The organism is Caballeronia sp. RCC_10 (assembly GCF_041360715.1).
Lineage (GTDB): Bacteria > Pseudomonadota > Gammaproteobacteria > Burkholderiales > Burkholderiaceae > Caballeronia > Caballeronia grimmiae.
Window position 1 is genome coordinate 383227 of the sequence record NZ_JBFUPT010000001.1, and the last position, 14883, is coordinate 398109.

Below are 14883 nucleotides of genomic sequence, written 5' to 3' on the forward strand. Positions count from 1 at the left end.
CCCCTCTGATGATGATTCCAAGAACCGCCGGCGCGCCTCGTGTAAAGCGATCGCGCCGCATGTTATGAGGTTCGAAAGCGGGACGCCCGTGCGCGTTTCCTGCCAGAACCCTGTCTCCCTTCCATGCAAAGCTGCGGAGCCTTGCGCTCCGCCATCTTCCAGCACTGGTTCGAAGATATGCCGCCCAACTTACCCGCTTCTTACGCGAGCGCCCTTGCTGGCACGGGGTATACACGGAGTCGGCGTGGCTTCTACAATGCGTCCCCACAATCGTAACTGAACTCGTCGCGCGCTTGTCGTGCACGCGGCGCGGAAATTCATCGCGTGAATCGCTACGCCCTCTGTCTCATCGCGTCGATGCTGCTCGTCGGGAGCAACGTCGGAATCGGCAAGTCGATCGTCGCAAGCGTGCCGGCGCCGCTCTTCGCGCTGCTGCGCTTCGTGATCGCGCTCGCGGTGCTGTGGCCGCTCTTTCGTCTATCCAAGATGAAGCAGGTGCGCCGCGCCGAGTGGATCAACCTCTTCCTGCAAGCCCTGTTCGGCACGTTCGGCTTCACGCTGCTGATGCTCAACGGCGTCGCGCGCACGAGCGCAGTCGCGGCGGGCGTTATCACGAGCACGTTGCCTGCCGTCGTCGCCCTGTTCGCGTGGCTCATTCTCAAGGAGCGCCCCGGCGGACGCGCGTTCGTTTCCATTGCGTTAGGCGTCGTCGGCGTGGTCATCGTCAACGTGGCGCAGAGCGGCGGCGCGCACGCAGCCGCCGATGCAGACGCGGGCGGCGCCGGTTCGCTCGCGGGCAATCTCATGATCGTGGGCGCGGTGTGCTGCGAATCGCTTTATGTGATCCTCTCGCGGCGGCTCACGCAGACGCTGCCGGCCATCGACATCTGCGCATACACGCACGGCTTTGGCCTCCTGCTGATGCTCCCGCTCGGCCTGCCGTCCGCACTCGCGTTCGACTGGAGCGGCGTCGACTGGATCACGTGGGCGCTCGTCGGCTGGTACGGGCTTTCGGCGAGCGTCTTCGCCTTCTGGCTTTGGATGAAGGGCATCCGCCATGTGCCCGGCAGTCTCGCGGGCGTGTTCTCGGCCCTTCTGCCCGTGGCGGCGGCGCTCTACGGCATCGCGTTTCTCGGCGAACGGCCGACGCTCGCGCACGGCGCGGCGCTCGCCTGCGTCATGGCGGGCCTCCTGCTGGCGAGCCTTCGCCGCCCGCCGCGCAGAGCGCCGGAAAGCAGCGAATCCGGCGTCTGAACCGGCCCGCCGCAATGGGCATCACGGCGGCATCGCGCGCCGACGCGCTACAATGCTGGGCTTTGTCACGCGACCCTCGCGCAGCCCTCGCATACGCGGCGCGCGTTCCGGTTTCGCGTTCATCGTTTCAATCGCTTTCCCGGCATCTCTCTTAGCCGACCGCCCTACCCCGACAAGCCGCCCATGTCCGCTCCCAAGCACATACCAGATTCGCCCATCCGACCCGGCACGATGAAGGCGTTGCCGAGAATCATCTTCATGAGCCGCTGGCTTCAGGTGCCCCTGTATCTCGGGCTGATCGTCGCGCAAGCCGTCTATGTCGTGCTGTTCCTGAAGGAAGTCTGGCATCTCGTCACGCACGCGATGACGCTCGATGAAACCAACATCATGCTCGTCGTGCTCGGCCTCATCGACGTGGTGATGATCTCGAACCTGCTGATCATGGTGATCGTCGGCGGCTACGAAACCTTCGTGTCGCGGCTCGGCGTCGAAGGGCATCCGGACGAGCCCGAATGGCTCGATCACGTCAACGCGGGCGTGCTGAAAGTGAAGCTGTCGATGGCGCTCATCAGCATCTCGTCGATCCATCTGCTGAAATCGTTCATCAACCCCGATCAGCACAGCTACCACACGGTGATGTGGCAAGTGGTGATCCACGTCGCCTTCCTCGTGTCCGCGCTGATCATGGCGTATGTCGACCGGCTGACCACGCACACGCACCCGAAGCATTTCCACAGCGAAACCGCCGCGCGCGGTGCGCTGGATTGACCAGAGCGTCATCCGAACGCTCACAGCAAGATCCACGTCCCCAGAGCACAAGCCATGACCGTCATCAAGCAAGAAGACCTGATCCAGAGCATCGCCGATTCTCTGCAGTACATCAGCTATTACCATCCGCTCGACTACATCCAGGCGCTCGGCCGTGCCTATGAACTCGAGGAAAGCGCCGCTGCAAAGGACGCCATCGCGCAGATCCTGACCAACAGCCGCATGTGCGCCGAAGGCAAGCGGCCGATCTGCCAGGACACCGGCATCGTGACGGTGTTCGTGAAGGTCGGCATGGACGTGCGATGGGACGGCGCGACGATGTCCGTCACCGACATGATCAACGAAGGCGTGCGCCGGGGCTACATGAACCCGGACAACGTGCTGCGCGCATCCATCGTGAGTCCGCCCGAAGGCGCGCGCGAAAACACGAAGGACAACACGCCGGCTGTCATCCACTACGAGATCGTGCCGGGCGACAAGGTCGACGTGCAGGTCGCGGCCAAGGGTGGCGGCTCCGAGAACAAGTCGAAGTTCGCGATGCTGAACCCGTCCGATTCGATCGTCGATTGGGTGCTCAAGACCGTCCCGACGATGGGCGCGGGGTGGTGCCCGCCGGGGATGCTCGGCATCGGCATCGGCGGCACCGCCGAGAAGGCGATGGTCATGGCGAAGGAATCGCTGATGGACCCGATCGACATTCAGGACATCATCGCCCGCGGTCCGCAGGACTGGATCGAGGAACTGCGCGTGGAGCTGCACGAGAAAGTGAACGCGCTCGGCATCGGCGCGCAAGGCCTCGGCGGTCTGTCGACGGTGCTCGACGTCAAGATCATGGCCGCGCCGACGCATGCGGCGAGCAAGCCCATCGCGATCATCCCGAACTGCGCCGCAACGCGTCACGCGCACTTCACGCTCGACGGCTCCGGCGCCGCGAAACTCGAAGCGCCGCCGCTCGACGCCTGGCCGAACGTCACGTGGGCGCCGAACACGGAAACGAGCCAGCGCGTCGATCTGAACACGCTGACGCCGGAACAGGTCGCAGCGTGGAAGCCGGGCCAGACGCTGCTGCTCTCGGGCAAGATGCTGACGGGCCGCGACGCCGCGCACAAGCGCATCGCGGACATGCTGGCGAAGGGCGAAAAGCTGCCCGTCGATTTCACGAACCGCGTGATCTACTATGTCGGCCCGGTCGATCCGGTGCGCGACGAAGCCGTCGGCCCGGCCGGCCCGACCACGGCCACGCGCATGGACAAGTTCACCGAGACGATGCTCGCGCAGACCGGCCTCATCTCGATGATCGGCAAGGCCGAGCGCGGTCCGGTCGCGATCGAGGCGATCAAGAAGCACAAGGCGGCGTATCTGATGGCGGTTGGCGGCGCGGCGTATCTCGTGTCGAAGGCTATCCGCGAAGCAAAGGTGCTCGCCTTTGAAGATCTCGGCATGGAAGCCATCTATGAGTTCGACGTGAAGGACATGCCGGTCACGGTGGCCGTCGATTCGAACGGCACTTCCGTTCACAAGACCGGCCCTGCGGAGTGGCAGGCGAAGATCGGCAAGATTCCGGTCGCGACAGTCTGAGCGAGCATCGGCAGGCGGCGCGTGGTTGAACAGCCGGGCATGGCGCCCGGCTTTTCTTCAAACGCCAGCGCCGTCGCTAAAGAGATTCATTCTCAGTTTTATCTGAAAGAAAAAATATCTCCCTACCTTGGCAGAACCACGCTCAAGGATTATCTTTCTCCAATGCCCCGCGCTCGAGACAAGGAACAATCATGCAAGGCGACGCAAAAGTCATCGAATACCTGAACGCGCAGCTCAAGAACGAGCTGACCGCGATCAATCAATACTTCCTGCACGCGCGGATGTATAAGCATTGGGGCCTGGAGAAGCTGAACAAGCACGAGTACGACGAGTCCATCGGCGAGATGAAGCACGCCGACTGGTTGATTCAGCGCGTCTTCATGCTCGACGGCCTGCCGAATCTGCAAGACCTGCACAAGCTCCTGATCGGCGAGGAAACGAAGGAAATCCTCGAATGCGACCTGAAGCTCGAGCAGATTTCGCAGTCGACCTGCAAGGAAGCCATGGCTTACTGCGAGTCCGTGCGCGATTTCGTTTCGCGCGACATCTTCGACAAAATCCTGAACGACACCGAAGAGCACATCGACTGGCTGGAGACGCAACTGGATCTGATCGACAAGGTCGGCATCCAGAACTACCAGCAGACCATGATGGGCGACCACGAGTAATCCGCAATCGCAATGTCCGTTGTCGCCGTGCCATCTGCTGTATCCGCCCTCTCCGCCGATACACCGAACGCGCGCGCCGTGCCTGACACGAGCGCGCCGGTCGGCATTTTCGATTCCGGCCTGGGCGGGCTTTCCGTCCTGCGCGCCGTGCGTGCCCTGTTGCCGCACGAGCGGCTGATTTACGTCGCCGATTCGCTGCACGCGCCCTACGGCGAGCGCGACGACGCGTTCATCACCGCCCGCACGATGGCCATCGGCGAATGGCTCGTCGCGCAAGGGGCCAAGGCGCTCGTCGTTGCCTGCAACACGGCGACGGCGCAGTCCATCGCTTTCGTGCGGGAGCGGCTCGCGATTCCGCTCGTCGGCGTGGAACCGGGCGTGAAGCCCGCGGCGGCGGCGTCGAAGACGCGCGTCGTCGGGATGCTGGCGACGCAGGTGACGCTGAAGAGCACGCGCTTCCAGTCGCTCCTCGACCGCTATGCCGGCGATTGCCGCTTTATCTGCCAGCCGGGGCACGGGTTGGTGCAGGCGGTGGAACGCTGCGATACCTCGTCGCCGCAACTCATGGCGCTGCTCGAAAGCTATCTCAGGCCCATGCTCGACGCCGGCGCCGATACGCTCGTGCTTGGCTGCACGCACTACCCGTTTCTCGACCGCGCCATTCGCGAAATCGCGGGCGAGCGGCTGCAAATCGTCGATACGAGCGTGGCCGTCGCGCGCCAGCTCGAACGTCTGCTGGACGCGAACGCGCTCAGAAACACCGACGCATCGCTCGAACGCCTGCCGCGCTTCTGCTCCACGGCGGACGGCGAATCCCAGCGGCAACTCGCCGCATCGCTCCTGCAGCTCAATGCCAGCGTCGAGCACGTGGACATTCCTTCCCGCGCACCGCAAGCCGTCTGAGCAGTTCCTTGCGGCTCACGCACGTTCGTGAGCCGCTTTTCCCCCTTGACGATACCTCGCGGCAACATCCCCGCTCTTCTACGACGTGTTAAAAAAAACACCGCCCCTCGCTTGCAAAGGTTCGCATACTGAATGATAATAATTCGCATTAACGAAAGCTATCGTGAACGATCATGATCGTGTGTGTCTGCAAATCAGTGTCTGACCGGAAGATCCGCGCCGCCATCGCCGAGGGAATCGACTCGTTCGACGAACTCCAGTTCGAGCTCGGCGTCGCGATGTGTTGCGGCAAATGCGAGGAAAGCGTTCGCGATGTGATGGCGCAAAGCGGCGTATGTGCGTCGCACTGCGGTGTCATCGAACGAGAGCGTCCGCAGGCCGTGCCGTTGACGTTCTACGAACGCAAGGCCGCCTAAGTTCGCTGTACTGCCGGGTGACGGAAGGCCGACCGCGCCGTGCCGTCGCATGATCGTTTTCCTGCAAGCCAGGTACCTTGGTTCATTCCACGGGTCGTCAGCCAGCCATGCAACGCTTGCCCCAGGAGGGAAAGATGGAATTGCTGATTGGTTTCGTGGCCACGTTGTTCATATCCCTGGTTATTTTTCGCACATGATGTCGTTCGGCTCTCTTCGCGCGTCCCGCGCCGTATCCTTTCCGGATGGCAGCGCAATCCGCAGTCAGGCCAGCAGCACATAACGATGCAGTCCCCGACCACGTCTCCTGCCGCTTTCCAGCGGCCGCCTGCTTCGAACGTCAATCCGCGCGTGCTGGCGGCGTGCGCGGCCGTGCTGGCGATCCATGCCGCCCTGCTGGGCGTCGCGCTCACGATGCGTCACGAGCCGCCGCCCCGCCCCGTCGAAGCGAAGGCGATCACCGCGCAGTTGATTAGCGAGACGCCTCGGCGCGCGCCGCAGCCCGTCGCGGTCGAATCGCCGCCGACGCCGCAGCCGCCGAAGCCGGTTCCGAAGCCGCAGCCCAAACCGAAGGTCAAGCCCAAGGTCGAGCCGAAGCCCACGCCGATGCCGGTGACGGAAGCGCCGTCGCAGATCGCCGCGCCCGCGCCCGATCCGACGCCGCCCGCTCCGCCGCAGCCCGCGCCGCCTCCGCCGGCGGCGCCCGCCATCGGCAAGCCGACGATGGATCTCGCCGCGCCGAAGAACGTCGCGCATCTGTCGTGCAACATCGCGCAGCCTGACTATCCGGCGATGTCGCGCCGTCGCGGGGAAACAGGCACGGCAATGGTCAAGCTGACGGTCGGGCTTTCCGGCAAGATCGAAGACGTGAAACTGCAGAAGAGCAGCGGCTCCTCGCGCCTGGACGACGCCGCGCTCGACGCCGTCCGCTCGAGCGCCTGCACGCCCTATAAGGAAAACGGCGAGGCGATCCGCGCGACGGCGACGGTGCCCTTCGTTTTCAGCTTGAACGACTGAACGTTTTTTAGATACAGGAAACAGAAATGCAAAACTACGGAATTGCGCACGTGTGGGCGCAAGGCGATTTCGTGACGCGCGGCATTGCGCTCGCGCTCGTCATCATGTCGGTGCTTTCGTGGACGGTGATCGTCGTGAAGGCATGGAACGTCGTGCGCCTGAAGCGTCTGACGAAGAACGCGGAGCAGGCGTTCTGGCACTCCGACGATTTCAACGACGGCATCAAGAAGCTCGGCAGCCAGTCGTCGAGCCCGGCCGACAACCCGTTCCTTGCGCTCGCGCTCGCGGGCCAGGAAGCGGCCGAGCATCACCATCAGACGCAGCCGCATCTGCACGACCGCATGGACGTGTCGGACTGGATCACGCGCTGCCTCAAGGACGTGATGGACGAAGGCGTCGGCCGCATGCAGTCGGGCCTGGCCATTCTGGCGTCCATCGGCAGCACGTCGCCGTTCGTCGGCCTGTTCGGCACCGTGTGGGGGATTTATCACGCGCTGCTGACCATCGGCGCGACGGGTCAGACCTCGATCGATCAGGTCGCGGGGCCGGTCGGCGAGTCGCTCATCATGACCGCGTTCGGCCTGTTCGTCGCGATCCCTGCCGTGCTCGGCTACAACGCGCTGACCCGTGCGAACAAAGGCATCGTGACCAAGCTCAACCGCTTCGCGCACGGCCTGCATGCGTTCTTCGTCACGGGGGCGAAGCTCTCGTCGCGAAAGCCCGCCGCGAACGGTCAGGCCGATAGCCTGCGTCTCGCGACGCGCGCCAGCTAAGCGGAGGTCCTCATGGCCATGAGCCCATTCGCCAGCGAAGAAGACGACGGCATGATGAGCGAAATCAACATGACGCCGCTCGTCGACGTCATGCTGGTGCTGCTGATCATCTTTCTGGTGACGATTCCCGCGATGCATCACGCGGTCAAGATCGATCTGCCGCACGCGAGCAGCCAGCCGCAGGACGAGAAGCCTTCGCACGTGAACGTCGCGATCCAGGCAGACGGCACGATTCTCTGGGACGATCAAAAAATCGACGACGCGACGCTGAACGCGCGCATCGCGCAGGCGGCGCAGCAGACGCCGCAGCCCGAAATTCACTTGCGCGCGGACCGCAAGGTGGCGTACGAACGCGTTGCTGATTTAATGTCGGCGGCGCAGGCAGGCGGCCTGACGAAGATCGGTTTCGTCACGGAGCCGAAAGGCGGGAAGTAGCAGCACCGCGAGCAGAAAGTAAAAGGCCTTCATCGTCAGACGAAGGCCTTTTTTATTGCGCGCTCGGCGCATTCGGGCGAGGCGATTACTTTGGGCTCGAATAACCTGAACCCGCTGAATCACCGCATGCGGCGGCCGTGTTCGACACGGACAGCGCGATCAGCCCTATCAGGCTAACTATCAGAGTAGCCGTCAGTTTTCGCATAAGAAGCTCCTTAGCGAAAGGCATCCCAATATAACGCCGTCATTTTCGCGGGACAAGATCTTGTCCGATTGAATCTGACCATCGCAAGCGCGCGCTTCAATGTCTCAGACGATGCAGCACGCCCGGGCGATCAAACCGTTTCCTGTTCGGGCCGCTCGATGACAGGACATTCTCCGGGAAAGCGTCTGCCGTCATCGATCGACTCGACGAGAAAATCGACGAACGCGCGAATGGCCGGCACCATGCCTTGCCGCGACAGAAAAACCGCATAGAGTTGCGGCGACGGAAACGTCCAGCCCGGCATCACCGGCGACAACTGGCCGCTGCGCAGCGGCGCGCCGTACATCATCTCCGGCAACGCGGCGATGCCGACGCCGCGCATCACGGCTTCGCGAATCATCGACAGGTCCGCCGTGACGAGACGCGGCTCGTGCTCGTACTCGTGGCGCGTCCCGTCAGGCGCGATCAGGCGATAGACGTGCCGGCCATCCGACGACGGCATGTCGAGCGTGTCGTATTGCGCGAGGTCCGCGACGGTCATCGGCGGCGTGTTCGGCTTCAGGAGCGACGGCGCGGCGACCAGCATCTGCTGCGTGCGCCATAGCGGCCGCGCGACGACGTTCGAGCTCGCAGGCGCTTCCGAGCGCACGCGCAATGCGACATCGATCGCGTCCTCGAACAGATCGACGACGCGGTTCGTCACGCGCAGCACCACGCGCACTTCGGGATAGCGATGCATGAAGTCGGGCATCACGGAGGCCAGAAACGTCTGCGCGATGGTCACCGGCACGCTCACGCGCACCGTGCCGCGCGGCGAATCGCGCAGGCTTTGCACGACGTTCACCGCCGCCTGCGCCTCGGCGAGCATCGCCTGACAGTGCTGATAGAAAAGCTGACCCGCCTCGGTGAGCGCGAGCTTGCGCGTGGACCGCTGCAACAGCCGCACGCCGAGCGAGGCCTCCAGTTCCGACACGCGCCGCGACAGCCGCGACTTCGAAATGCCCAGCACGCGTTCGGCTGCGGAAAATCCGCCGTGCTCGACCACGTGCGAGAAGTACATCAGGTCGTTGAGGTCGTGCGAATCGGCTTTCATTTTCGGTAGTCGCTTGGTGTCGTCGGCCCGGGCCGTTGTTTATCGCAGCAGGACAATGCTTTGCGCCGCAGCGTCTTTTACCGCCAAATACGGGCCATATAATAGCTCCATCGTTTCAAATTTAGCGCCATTCCCCTATTGGCGACGCGAGGCAAGGACACCATGAGCCGCACTATTTCGAGCATCATTCCCGCGACCCGCACCGTCGAAGGCGGCGGCTTCGTTGTGTACCGACCGTTTCCGACGCGCCTTCTGATGGACTTCGACCCGTTTCTGCTGCTCGACGAAATGGGTCCGGTCGACTACGCGCCCGGCGAGGCGAAGGGCGCGCCCGATCATCCGCATCGCGGCTTCGAAACCGTCACCTACATGCTGGAAGGCGAATTCGGCCACAAGGATTCAGCCGGCCACTCCGGCACGCTGCGCGCGGGCGACGTGCAATGGATGACGGCCGGCGCGGGCGTCGTGCACAGCGAGATGCCGGGCGAGGCGTTCACGCAGCGCGGCGGGCGCGTTCACGGCCTGCAACTATGGGTCAACCTGCCGCAACGCGACAAGATGATCGCGCCGCACTATCAGGAGATTCCGTCGGCGAACATTCCGGTCGCGACCAGCGAAGACGGCAAGGTGCGCGTGAAGGTCATTGCCGGTGAGGCGCTCGGCGTGAAGGCCGCGATCGAAACGCGCACGCCCATTCTGTATCAGCACTTCTCGCTGCAGCCGGGGGCGAAGGTCGAGCATCGCGTGCCGCGCGACTTCCGCGTGTTCGCGTATGCGCTGTCCGGCACGGCGCTGTATGGTCCGCAAGCCCAGCCGGTGCGGGCGCAACAGATGGTCATCTTCCGCGACGACGCCGACACGATCACCCTCGCCGCCGGCGATGAACCCGTCGAACTGCTGCTGCTGGGCGGCGTGCCGCTCAAGGAGCCGGTCGTGCGCTACGGTCCGTTCGTGATGAACACGGAAGACGAGATCCGTCAGGCGGTGATCGACTATCAGTCAGGCCGGATGGGCGCCATCACGCACTGATTCAAAAGCGTAAAACGGCGCGGCACGAACGAGCACATTGCGTCACAATGGCCGTTCGTCCCGCGCCGTTTCGTTTTGTCCGGCGCGTCCGCTCCCTACTAGAGGAAAAGCGCATGTCCGCTCCTGTCGTGACCGCCAGCATCGGCGAGGCTGAGTTTCGAACGCGCCTCGACGACGGCACGCACACCTGGTTCGCCGATGAACCCGTCAGCCTCGGCGGCGCGGATTCCGGCCCGCAACCGGCCGCCCTGCTGCTGTCGAGCCTGGGCGCGTGCACGTCGATCACGCTGAAGATGTACGCGAAGCGCAAAGGCTGGGCGCTCGAATCGGTGAGCGTCGAGTTGTCGATGAAAAGCGCGGACGGCGGCACGGTCATCGACCGTCGCATCAGCGTGACAGGCGCACTCGACACCGAACAGCGGGAACGACTTTTGCAAATTGCCAACGCGTGCCCGATGCACAAGATCCTGTCCGGCGCGATCCGCATCGATTCCGGACTCGCCGAAGCCTGACGGCCTCGCAGCGGCATACCGAACGTCCAAGGAAACGTCGTTTTGAATTTTGAACACCTGATCCAGATCAACGATCCGCACAACCCGCTCGTCGCCTCGCTGACGCGCGAGCAGTTGTGGGAAGGCCTCGTCCTGCGGGCCGAGCAGCCGCAATTGTTCGTGCTGGGCCTCGATAGCTGCGCGATCCTTTCCCGCGACGGTGACGTCATGGAGCGCGAGCTGCATTACGGCCAGGCCGTCGTGCGCGATCGCGTCACGCTGTATCCGAACGACAGCGTGCGCTACGACATCCTGCCGACCGCCGAACACGTCGGCGGTTCACTGACGATGGCCATCGAGCAGCCGGACGCGCTTCAGCTCTTCCTGCGCTTCACCTACAGCACGACGCTGCCGGAGAACGATCATCCGACGCCGGACGAGCGGCAGACGCAGGAAATCGTGAAATCGGCGTATCGCGAGTCGGACATCGATACGGTGCGGCTCATTCGCCAGTACGCGCATGGCCGCACAGGTGAAAGCCCGCTGCACTGAGCAGATGGAGCGCGGCTATCGGAGGTCGCGCTTTGATCGGAAAGTCTGCTTGCAAATAGGAATGGTTATCATTTACTATGGGTCCATCGAATCAACGAACGCACCTTCCGACCGACATGACCGACACGCTGCGATCCTCCACGCTCAGGCTGCGCCGTCCGGCTGCTCGCGACGCGGCTATCACCCGCCCCAAGGCGACGCCCGCCCCGGCAGCCGATGCCAACGCCGAGCGGTCGCTGCGCAGCGATACGCTGCTGCAGGGCCGCAGTCATGTCGCGATCGTGCATAACGGGGAGACTTATCAATTGCGCGCTACGCGTCTGGGTAAGCTGATCCTGACGAAGTAGCGGAAAGAACAGAAGCACGTACCGTGTATTGTGGGGACCACCTCGCCAGGAGGTGTTTGGCCTTAGCCAGCAAGGACGACTTGCACGCGAGAATTTAGACCCCTTCGTGCAAACACCAGCCAGTCGTCGATAGCAAGCGAAGCCGTTTTTTTTGGTTCCTGCCGAATGCGCCTGCATGGCGAACGTAGAAGACGAAACGGCACGCTTTCGTAAAGAAAGCGTGCCGTTTGTTTTTTGCGGCTAACGCCTCAGACGTTCTCGATACCCAGCGCCCCGATGCCCGCGCGGGCAATCTGCGCATCCTGATCCGATTTCACGCCCGACACACCCACCGCCCCGACGATATCGACGCCGACGAAAATCGGCACGCCGCCTTCGAGCATCGCGGTCATCGGTGCGGACAGGAACGCGGTGCGTCCCTGCTTGATGGTGTCCTCGTAGGCTTTCGTTTCGCGGCGGCCGAGCACGGCGGTGCGCGCCTTGCCCGTCGCCATTTCGACCGTGCTCGCGCCGGCGCCATCCAGCCGATGCAGATGCAGCAGATGCCCGCCTTCATCGACGATGGCGATCGTCACGTTCCATTGATGCTGCTTCGCGAAAGCCTCGGCGGCGGCGGCCATGGCTGTCACGTCATCGTCGGTCAGTACGGGTTTCGTTCTCATTGGCTCGCTCGCGGTCCGGTTAGCGTGAAAAGCCCCAGAACATCAGATACCACGCGCTGTCCGCAACGGCCAGCGCTGCCACGAACCATAGCATCGCCGCGAAACGAGGAACAAGCGTCGTCGCGTAGCGGCCGGTCACGCGCCACGCGAGCCACGCGCTCCATACATTGGCGACGCCGAGCAGCCCCAGGCGCAAGCCCGTGACCCACCACAGCGGAACATGTTCGGCGCGCAGCAGCGAGACCGTCGTCGCGGAGAGGCCGAGAAACACGCCGACGCCTGCAATCGGAATCAGCGCGAGCGCCAGATGATGCAGCCGCCTTGCGCTGCCCGCGCCGAGCATGCGCGCGCCCCCGGCGAGAAGCGCGAGCAGCGCCGTGCCATAGACGAGACCCGTCGCGACGATATAACCGACGACCAGCGAGCCGTCGAGCCACGAGAAGACGTCGTTCTGCTCCGGGTAATGCGTGAACAGGAACCACGGCGCGTTGGCTTCGAGCGGCCAGAGAATATCGTGGTCGATCAGCCAGCCCGCGAAGAACTGCTTGAGATCGACGAACCACGTGCTCACGGTCCAGTGAAACGCGCCGATCGCGATGCCGAGCAGGCCATAGAGAATGAGCGCGGTGTCCCACGGATTCGCCGCCTTGTCGCCCTGATTCACGACTTCGTCGGCGGGCGAGCGCCACGACAGCGCGATGGCGTCGCGGTGACCGCTGCATCGTCCGCACATGTGGCAGTCGGCGGCGCCCTTCATGTTGCGCAGCGGCACGAGCGGCGCGCAGTTGATCGGGATCACGCGATGCCCGTGCTCGCCCTTCGTGTACGAACGCCGCCAGGCGTCCTCGTTGACCTTGTAATGGAACGGTGCAAGGCGCGCGAGCAGCGAGAACACGCCGTTCACCGGGCACAGATACTTGCACCACACCCGCTTTTCACGGCCGTACAACGCACCGATGATCATCGCCGCGACGGTCGATCCGCCGAGCACGAGCAGCACGGCCTTCGGATATTGATAGACGCTGACCATCTGGCCGTAGATGGTCGTCAGGCCGAACGCGACGAAAGGCCAGCCGCCCCAGCGCATCCAGTGCGGAATGGCGCGGCCCCGGCCGAAGCGGCTCGCGAACTCGGTCAACGCGCCTTCGGGACACAGCACGCCGCACCAGACGCGGCCGAGCATCACCATCGACAGCAGCACGAACGGCCACCAGATGCCCCAGAACACGAACTGCGCGGCGAGCGTCAGATTGTTCCAGAGATGCGCGGAGCCGTCGGGCAGCGGCATCACTGCAGGAACCAGAATCAGAAAAGCGTACACGGCCACCACGACCCACTGGATTCCGCGGATCGTGCTGCCGTGTTGTTGCATCCATTGGCCGGCTTGCTGAAGCCGGCTCGGGATTCGCACACCTTGTTGCATCTCGGAGCTCATGCTGGGCGGCCAGCCGCCTTTTGTTTTTGCGCCGTCTGGTTGTTCGAACGGCGCATCAGGAGATAGATGACGATCCAGTACAGCGCGTAAGCGACGAGATTCATGCCGGCGGGATGCGCGCGATAGCCGGTGAGCGTCGCGACGAGCGAGCCGAAGGTGGTGGAATCGTCGAGCAGCGCGGACGTGTTCCATACCTGATTGACGATGACCGGCAGCACTTCCATGTCGATCAGCTTGTCGACGCCCGTTTCGAAAAGGCCGGCAGCAAGGAACAGCAGCATGATTTCGGTGACGCGGAAGAACGAGCGCCACGAAAAGATCTTGCCGCCGAGCTGCAGCACATAGAACGTGAGCAGCGCGAGCGCGAAGCCAATGACGATCGCCACGTACTGCGACGCCGGCACGTGACCGGACTGCCCGAAACCGACGCCATAGAGAAACACGGCCGTTTCGCTGCCTTCACGCGCGATCGCGAGCGCTACCAGCAGCGCGATGCCCCACCAGTGCCCGTCCTGCGTGCTCTTTTTCAGCGACGTTTCCATGTCGCGCTTGAGCGTGCGGCCGTGACGCTTCATCCACAGCACCATCTGCACGATCAGCACGCAGGCGATCAGCACCATGCCGGTCTGGAAGTAATCCTGCGCATTGCCGGACAGCACTTCGGTGAAACTGATAAGCGCCGCTGCGAGCGCGATAGCCGCTAGCAGCCCGGCCGCGACGCCGAACCACAGATAAGGCAGGCCGCGGCGCGCCTGTTGGTCGCCGTTTTTCAGCCACGCATGCAGGATGCCGACGACCAGCAACGCCTCGACGCTCTCCCGCCAAACGATGAAAAGGACCTGCCCCATAACACAAACCTCCTGCAGTTCTGCTTCACTACCGCCGCGCGAAAAGATCGCGCGGCAGGAACATCACTTCGCGACGATGACGCCTTGCGCCGTCTGGTGGAAATCGTCGAAGAACTTGTATTCGCCCGGATCGAGCGGGGCGATCACGACGAACGAATCGGCGCCCGGCGCGAGCACTTTTTCCTTTCGCAACTGCACGCTTTCGAATTCGGCGGCGCCCTTGCCGACGTTATGCACTTCGATCTTGATGCGCTGCCCCGCCGGCACCTCGATGCGCACCGGGTTCAGCTTGCCGTCGTTCATTTCCAGCTTGAACGTCGGCAGATCGGCGGCCTGCGCGATACCGGCGCCCGTCCCGAGCACGGCGGACAACGCGATCGCAACCACCTGGCTTCTAAGTTTCATGCGTACT

Annotated in this window: 19 protein-coding genes; 14 read left to right on the plus strand and 5 right to left on the minus strand. The window is 63.5% G+C overall.

What is annotated here, in order from left to right; genetic code table 11:
• Positions 1–324 precede the first annotated feature (324 nt).
• From AB6804_RS01855 to AB6804_RS01900, 10 genes are all read left to right on the plus strand, one after another.
• Positions 325–1254 (plus strand): DMT family transporter, encoded by a 930-nt coding sequence (locus AB6804_RS01855; RefSeq protein ID WP_370884998.1) that lies wholly within the window; start codon positions 325–327, stop codon positions 1252–1254.
• A gap of 231 nt (positions 1255–1485) precedes the next feature.
• Positions 1486–2022 (plus strand): TIGR00645 family protein, encoded by a 537-nt coding sequence (locus tag AB6804_RS01860; protein WP_229753835.1) that lies wholly within the window; start codon positions 1486–1488, stop codon positions 2020–2022.
• A 54-nt stretch (positions 2023–2076) separates the two neighbouring features.
• Positions 2077–3600: a fumarate hydratase gene (locus AB6804_RS01865; protein WP_370884999.1), complete on the plus strand. Its 1524-nt coding sequence runs from the start codon at positions 2077–2079 to the stop codon at positions 3598–3600.
• A 21-nt stretch (positions 3601–3621) separates the two neighbouring features.
• The gene (locus AB6804_RS01870) at positions 3622–3825 is read left to right on the plus strand and encodes a hypothetical protein (protein WP_370885000.1); all 204 of its coding nucleotides are present in this window, start codon (positions 3622–3624) and stop codon (positions 3823–3825) included.
• A complete protein-coding gene (gene bfr, locus AB6804_RS01875; protein WP_035970068.1) occupies positions 3792–4268 on the plus strand; it encodes a bacterioferritin in 477 nt (158 codons plus the stop codon). Before AB6804_RS01870 ends, bfr begins: the two co-directional genes overlap by 34 nt.
• Positions 4269–4280: 12 nt before the next feature.
• On the plus strand, positions 4281–5171 hold the full coding sequence (murI, locus tag AB6804_RS01880; RefSeq protein ID WP_370885001.1) for a glutamate racemase: 891 nt from the start codon (positions 4281–4283) through the stop codon (positions 5169–5171).
• Between the two features lie 173 nt (positions 5172–5344).
• Positions 5345–5587 carry a bacterioferritin-associated ferredoxin gene (locus AB6804_RS01885; RefSeq protein WP_370885002.1) on the plus strand — a complete coding sequence of 81 codons (243 nt, stop codon included), beginning with the start codon at positions 5345–5347 and terminating at the stop codon, positions 5585–5587.
• A 282-nt stretch (positions 5588–5869) separates the two neighbouring features.
• On the plus strand, positions 5870–6601 hold the full coding sequence (locus AB6804_RS01890) for an energy transducer TonB (RefSeq protein ID WP_370885003.1): 732 nt from the start codon (positions 5870–5872) through the stop codon (positions 6599–6601).
• 26 nt (positions 6602–6627) lie between these two features.
• The gene (locus AB6804_RS01895; protein ID WP_035970071.1) at positions 6628–7374 is read left to right on the plus strand and encodes a MotA/TolQ/ExbB proton channel family protein; all 747 of its coding nucleotides are present in this window, start codon (positions 6628–6630) and stop codon (positions 7372–7374) included.
• Positions 7375–7386: 12 nt separating this feature from the next.
• Entirely contained in the window at positions 7387–7809 is a 423-nt protein-coding gene (locus tag AB6804_RS01900; RefSeq protein ID WP_035970072.1) for a biopolymer transporter ExbD, read from the plus strand.
• A gap of 335 nt (positions 7810–8144) precedes the next feature.
• Here the strand turns inward: AB6804_RS01900 and AB6804_RS01905 are convergent, their stop codons facing one another.
• Complete coding sequence (locus tag AB6804_RS01905) at positions 8145–9107, minus strand: LysR family transcriptional regulator (protein WP_370885004.1); 963 nt, start codon at positions 9105–9107, stop codon at positions 8145–8147.
• 162 nt (positions 9108–9269) lie between these two features.
• Here AB6804_RS01905 and AB6804_RS01910 point away from each other — a divergent pair, with 162 nt between their 5' ends.
• The 4 genes from AB6804_RS01910 to hemP all read left to right on the plus strand — a co-directional run bounded on the left by AB6804_RS01910 (position 9270) and on the right by hemP (position 11526).
• Entirely contained in the window at positions 9270–10136 is an 867-nt protein-coding gene (locus AB6804_RS01910; RefSeq protein WP_244792863.1) for a pirin family protein, read from the plus strand.
• A gap of 113 nt (positions 10137–10249) precedes the next feature.
• The gene (locus AB6804_RS01915) at positions 10250–10648 is read left to right on the plus strand and encodes an OsmC family protein (RefSeq protein WP_370885005.1); all 399 of its coding nucleotides are present in this window, start codon (positions 10250–10252) and stop codon (positions 10646–10648) included.
• 42 nt (positions 10649–10690) lie between these two features.
• Positions 10691–11179 (plus strand): SRPBCC family protein, encoded by a 489-nt coding sequence (locus tag AB6804_RS01920; protein ID WP_035970074.1) that lies wholly within the window; start codon positions 10691–10693, stop codon positions 11177–11179.
• 116 nt (positions 11180–11295) lie between these two features.
• Positions 11296–11526: a hemin uptake protein HemP gene (gene hemP, locus AB6804_RS01925; RefSeq protein WP_370885006.1), complete on the plus strand. Its 231-nt coding sequence runs from the start codon at positions 11296–11298 to the stop codon at positions 11524–11526.
• Positions 11527–11774: 248 nt separating this feature from the next.
• On the opposite strand, the gene AB6804_RS01930 is transcribed toward hemP, so the two are convergent.
• The 4 genes from AB6804_RS01930 to AB6804_RS01945 form a co-directional block, all read right to left on the minus strand.
• Entirely contained in the window at positions 11775–12188 is a 414-nt protein-coding gene (locus AB6804_RS01930; protein WP_244792871.1) for a heme-binding protein, read from the minus strand.
• 19 nt (positions 12189–12207) lie between these two features.
• Entirely contained in the window at positions 12208–13611 is a 1404-nt protein-coding gene (locus AB6804_RS01935) for a 4Fe-4S binding protein (RefSeq protein ID WP_370885007.1), read from the minus strand.
• Between the two features lie 8 nt (positions 13612–13619).
• A complete protein-coding gene (locus tag AB6804_RS01940; protein WP_370885008.1) occupies positions 13620–14471 on the minus strand; it encodes an FTR1 family protein in 852 nt (283 codons plus the stop codon).
• 63 nt (positions 14472–14534) lie between these two features.
• Positions 14535–14876, minus strand: a complete 342-nt coding sequence (locus AB6804_RS01945) for a cupredoxin domain-containing protein (RefSeq protein ID WP_370885009.1) — start codon at positions 14874–14876, stop codon at positions 14535–14537.
• Positions 14877–14883 lie beyond the last annotated feature (7 nt).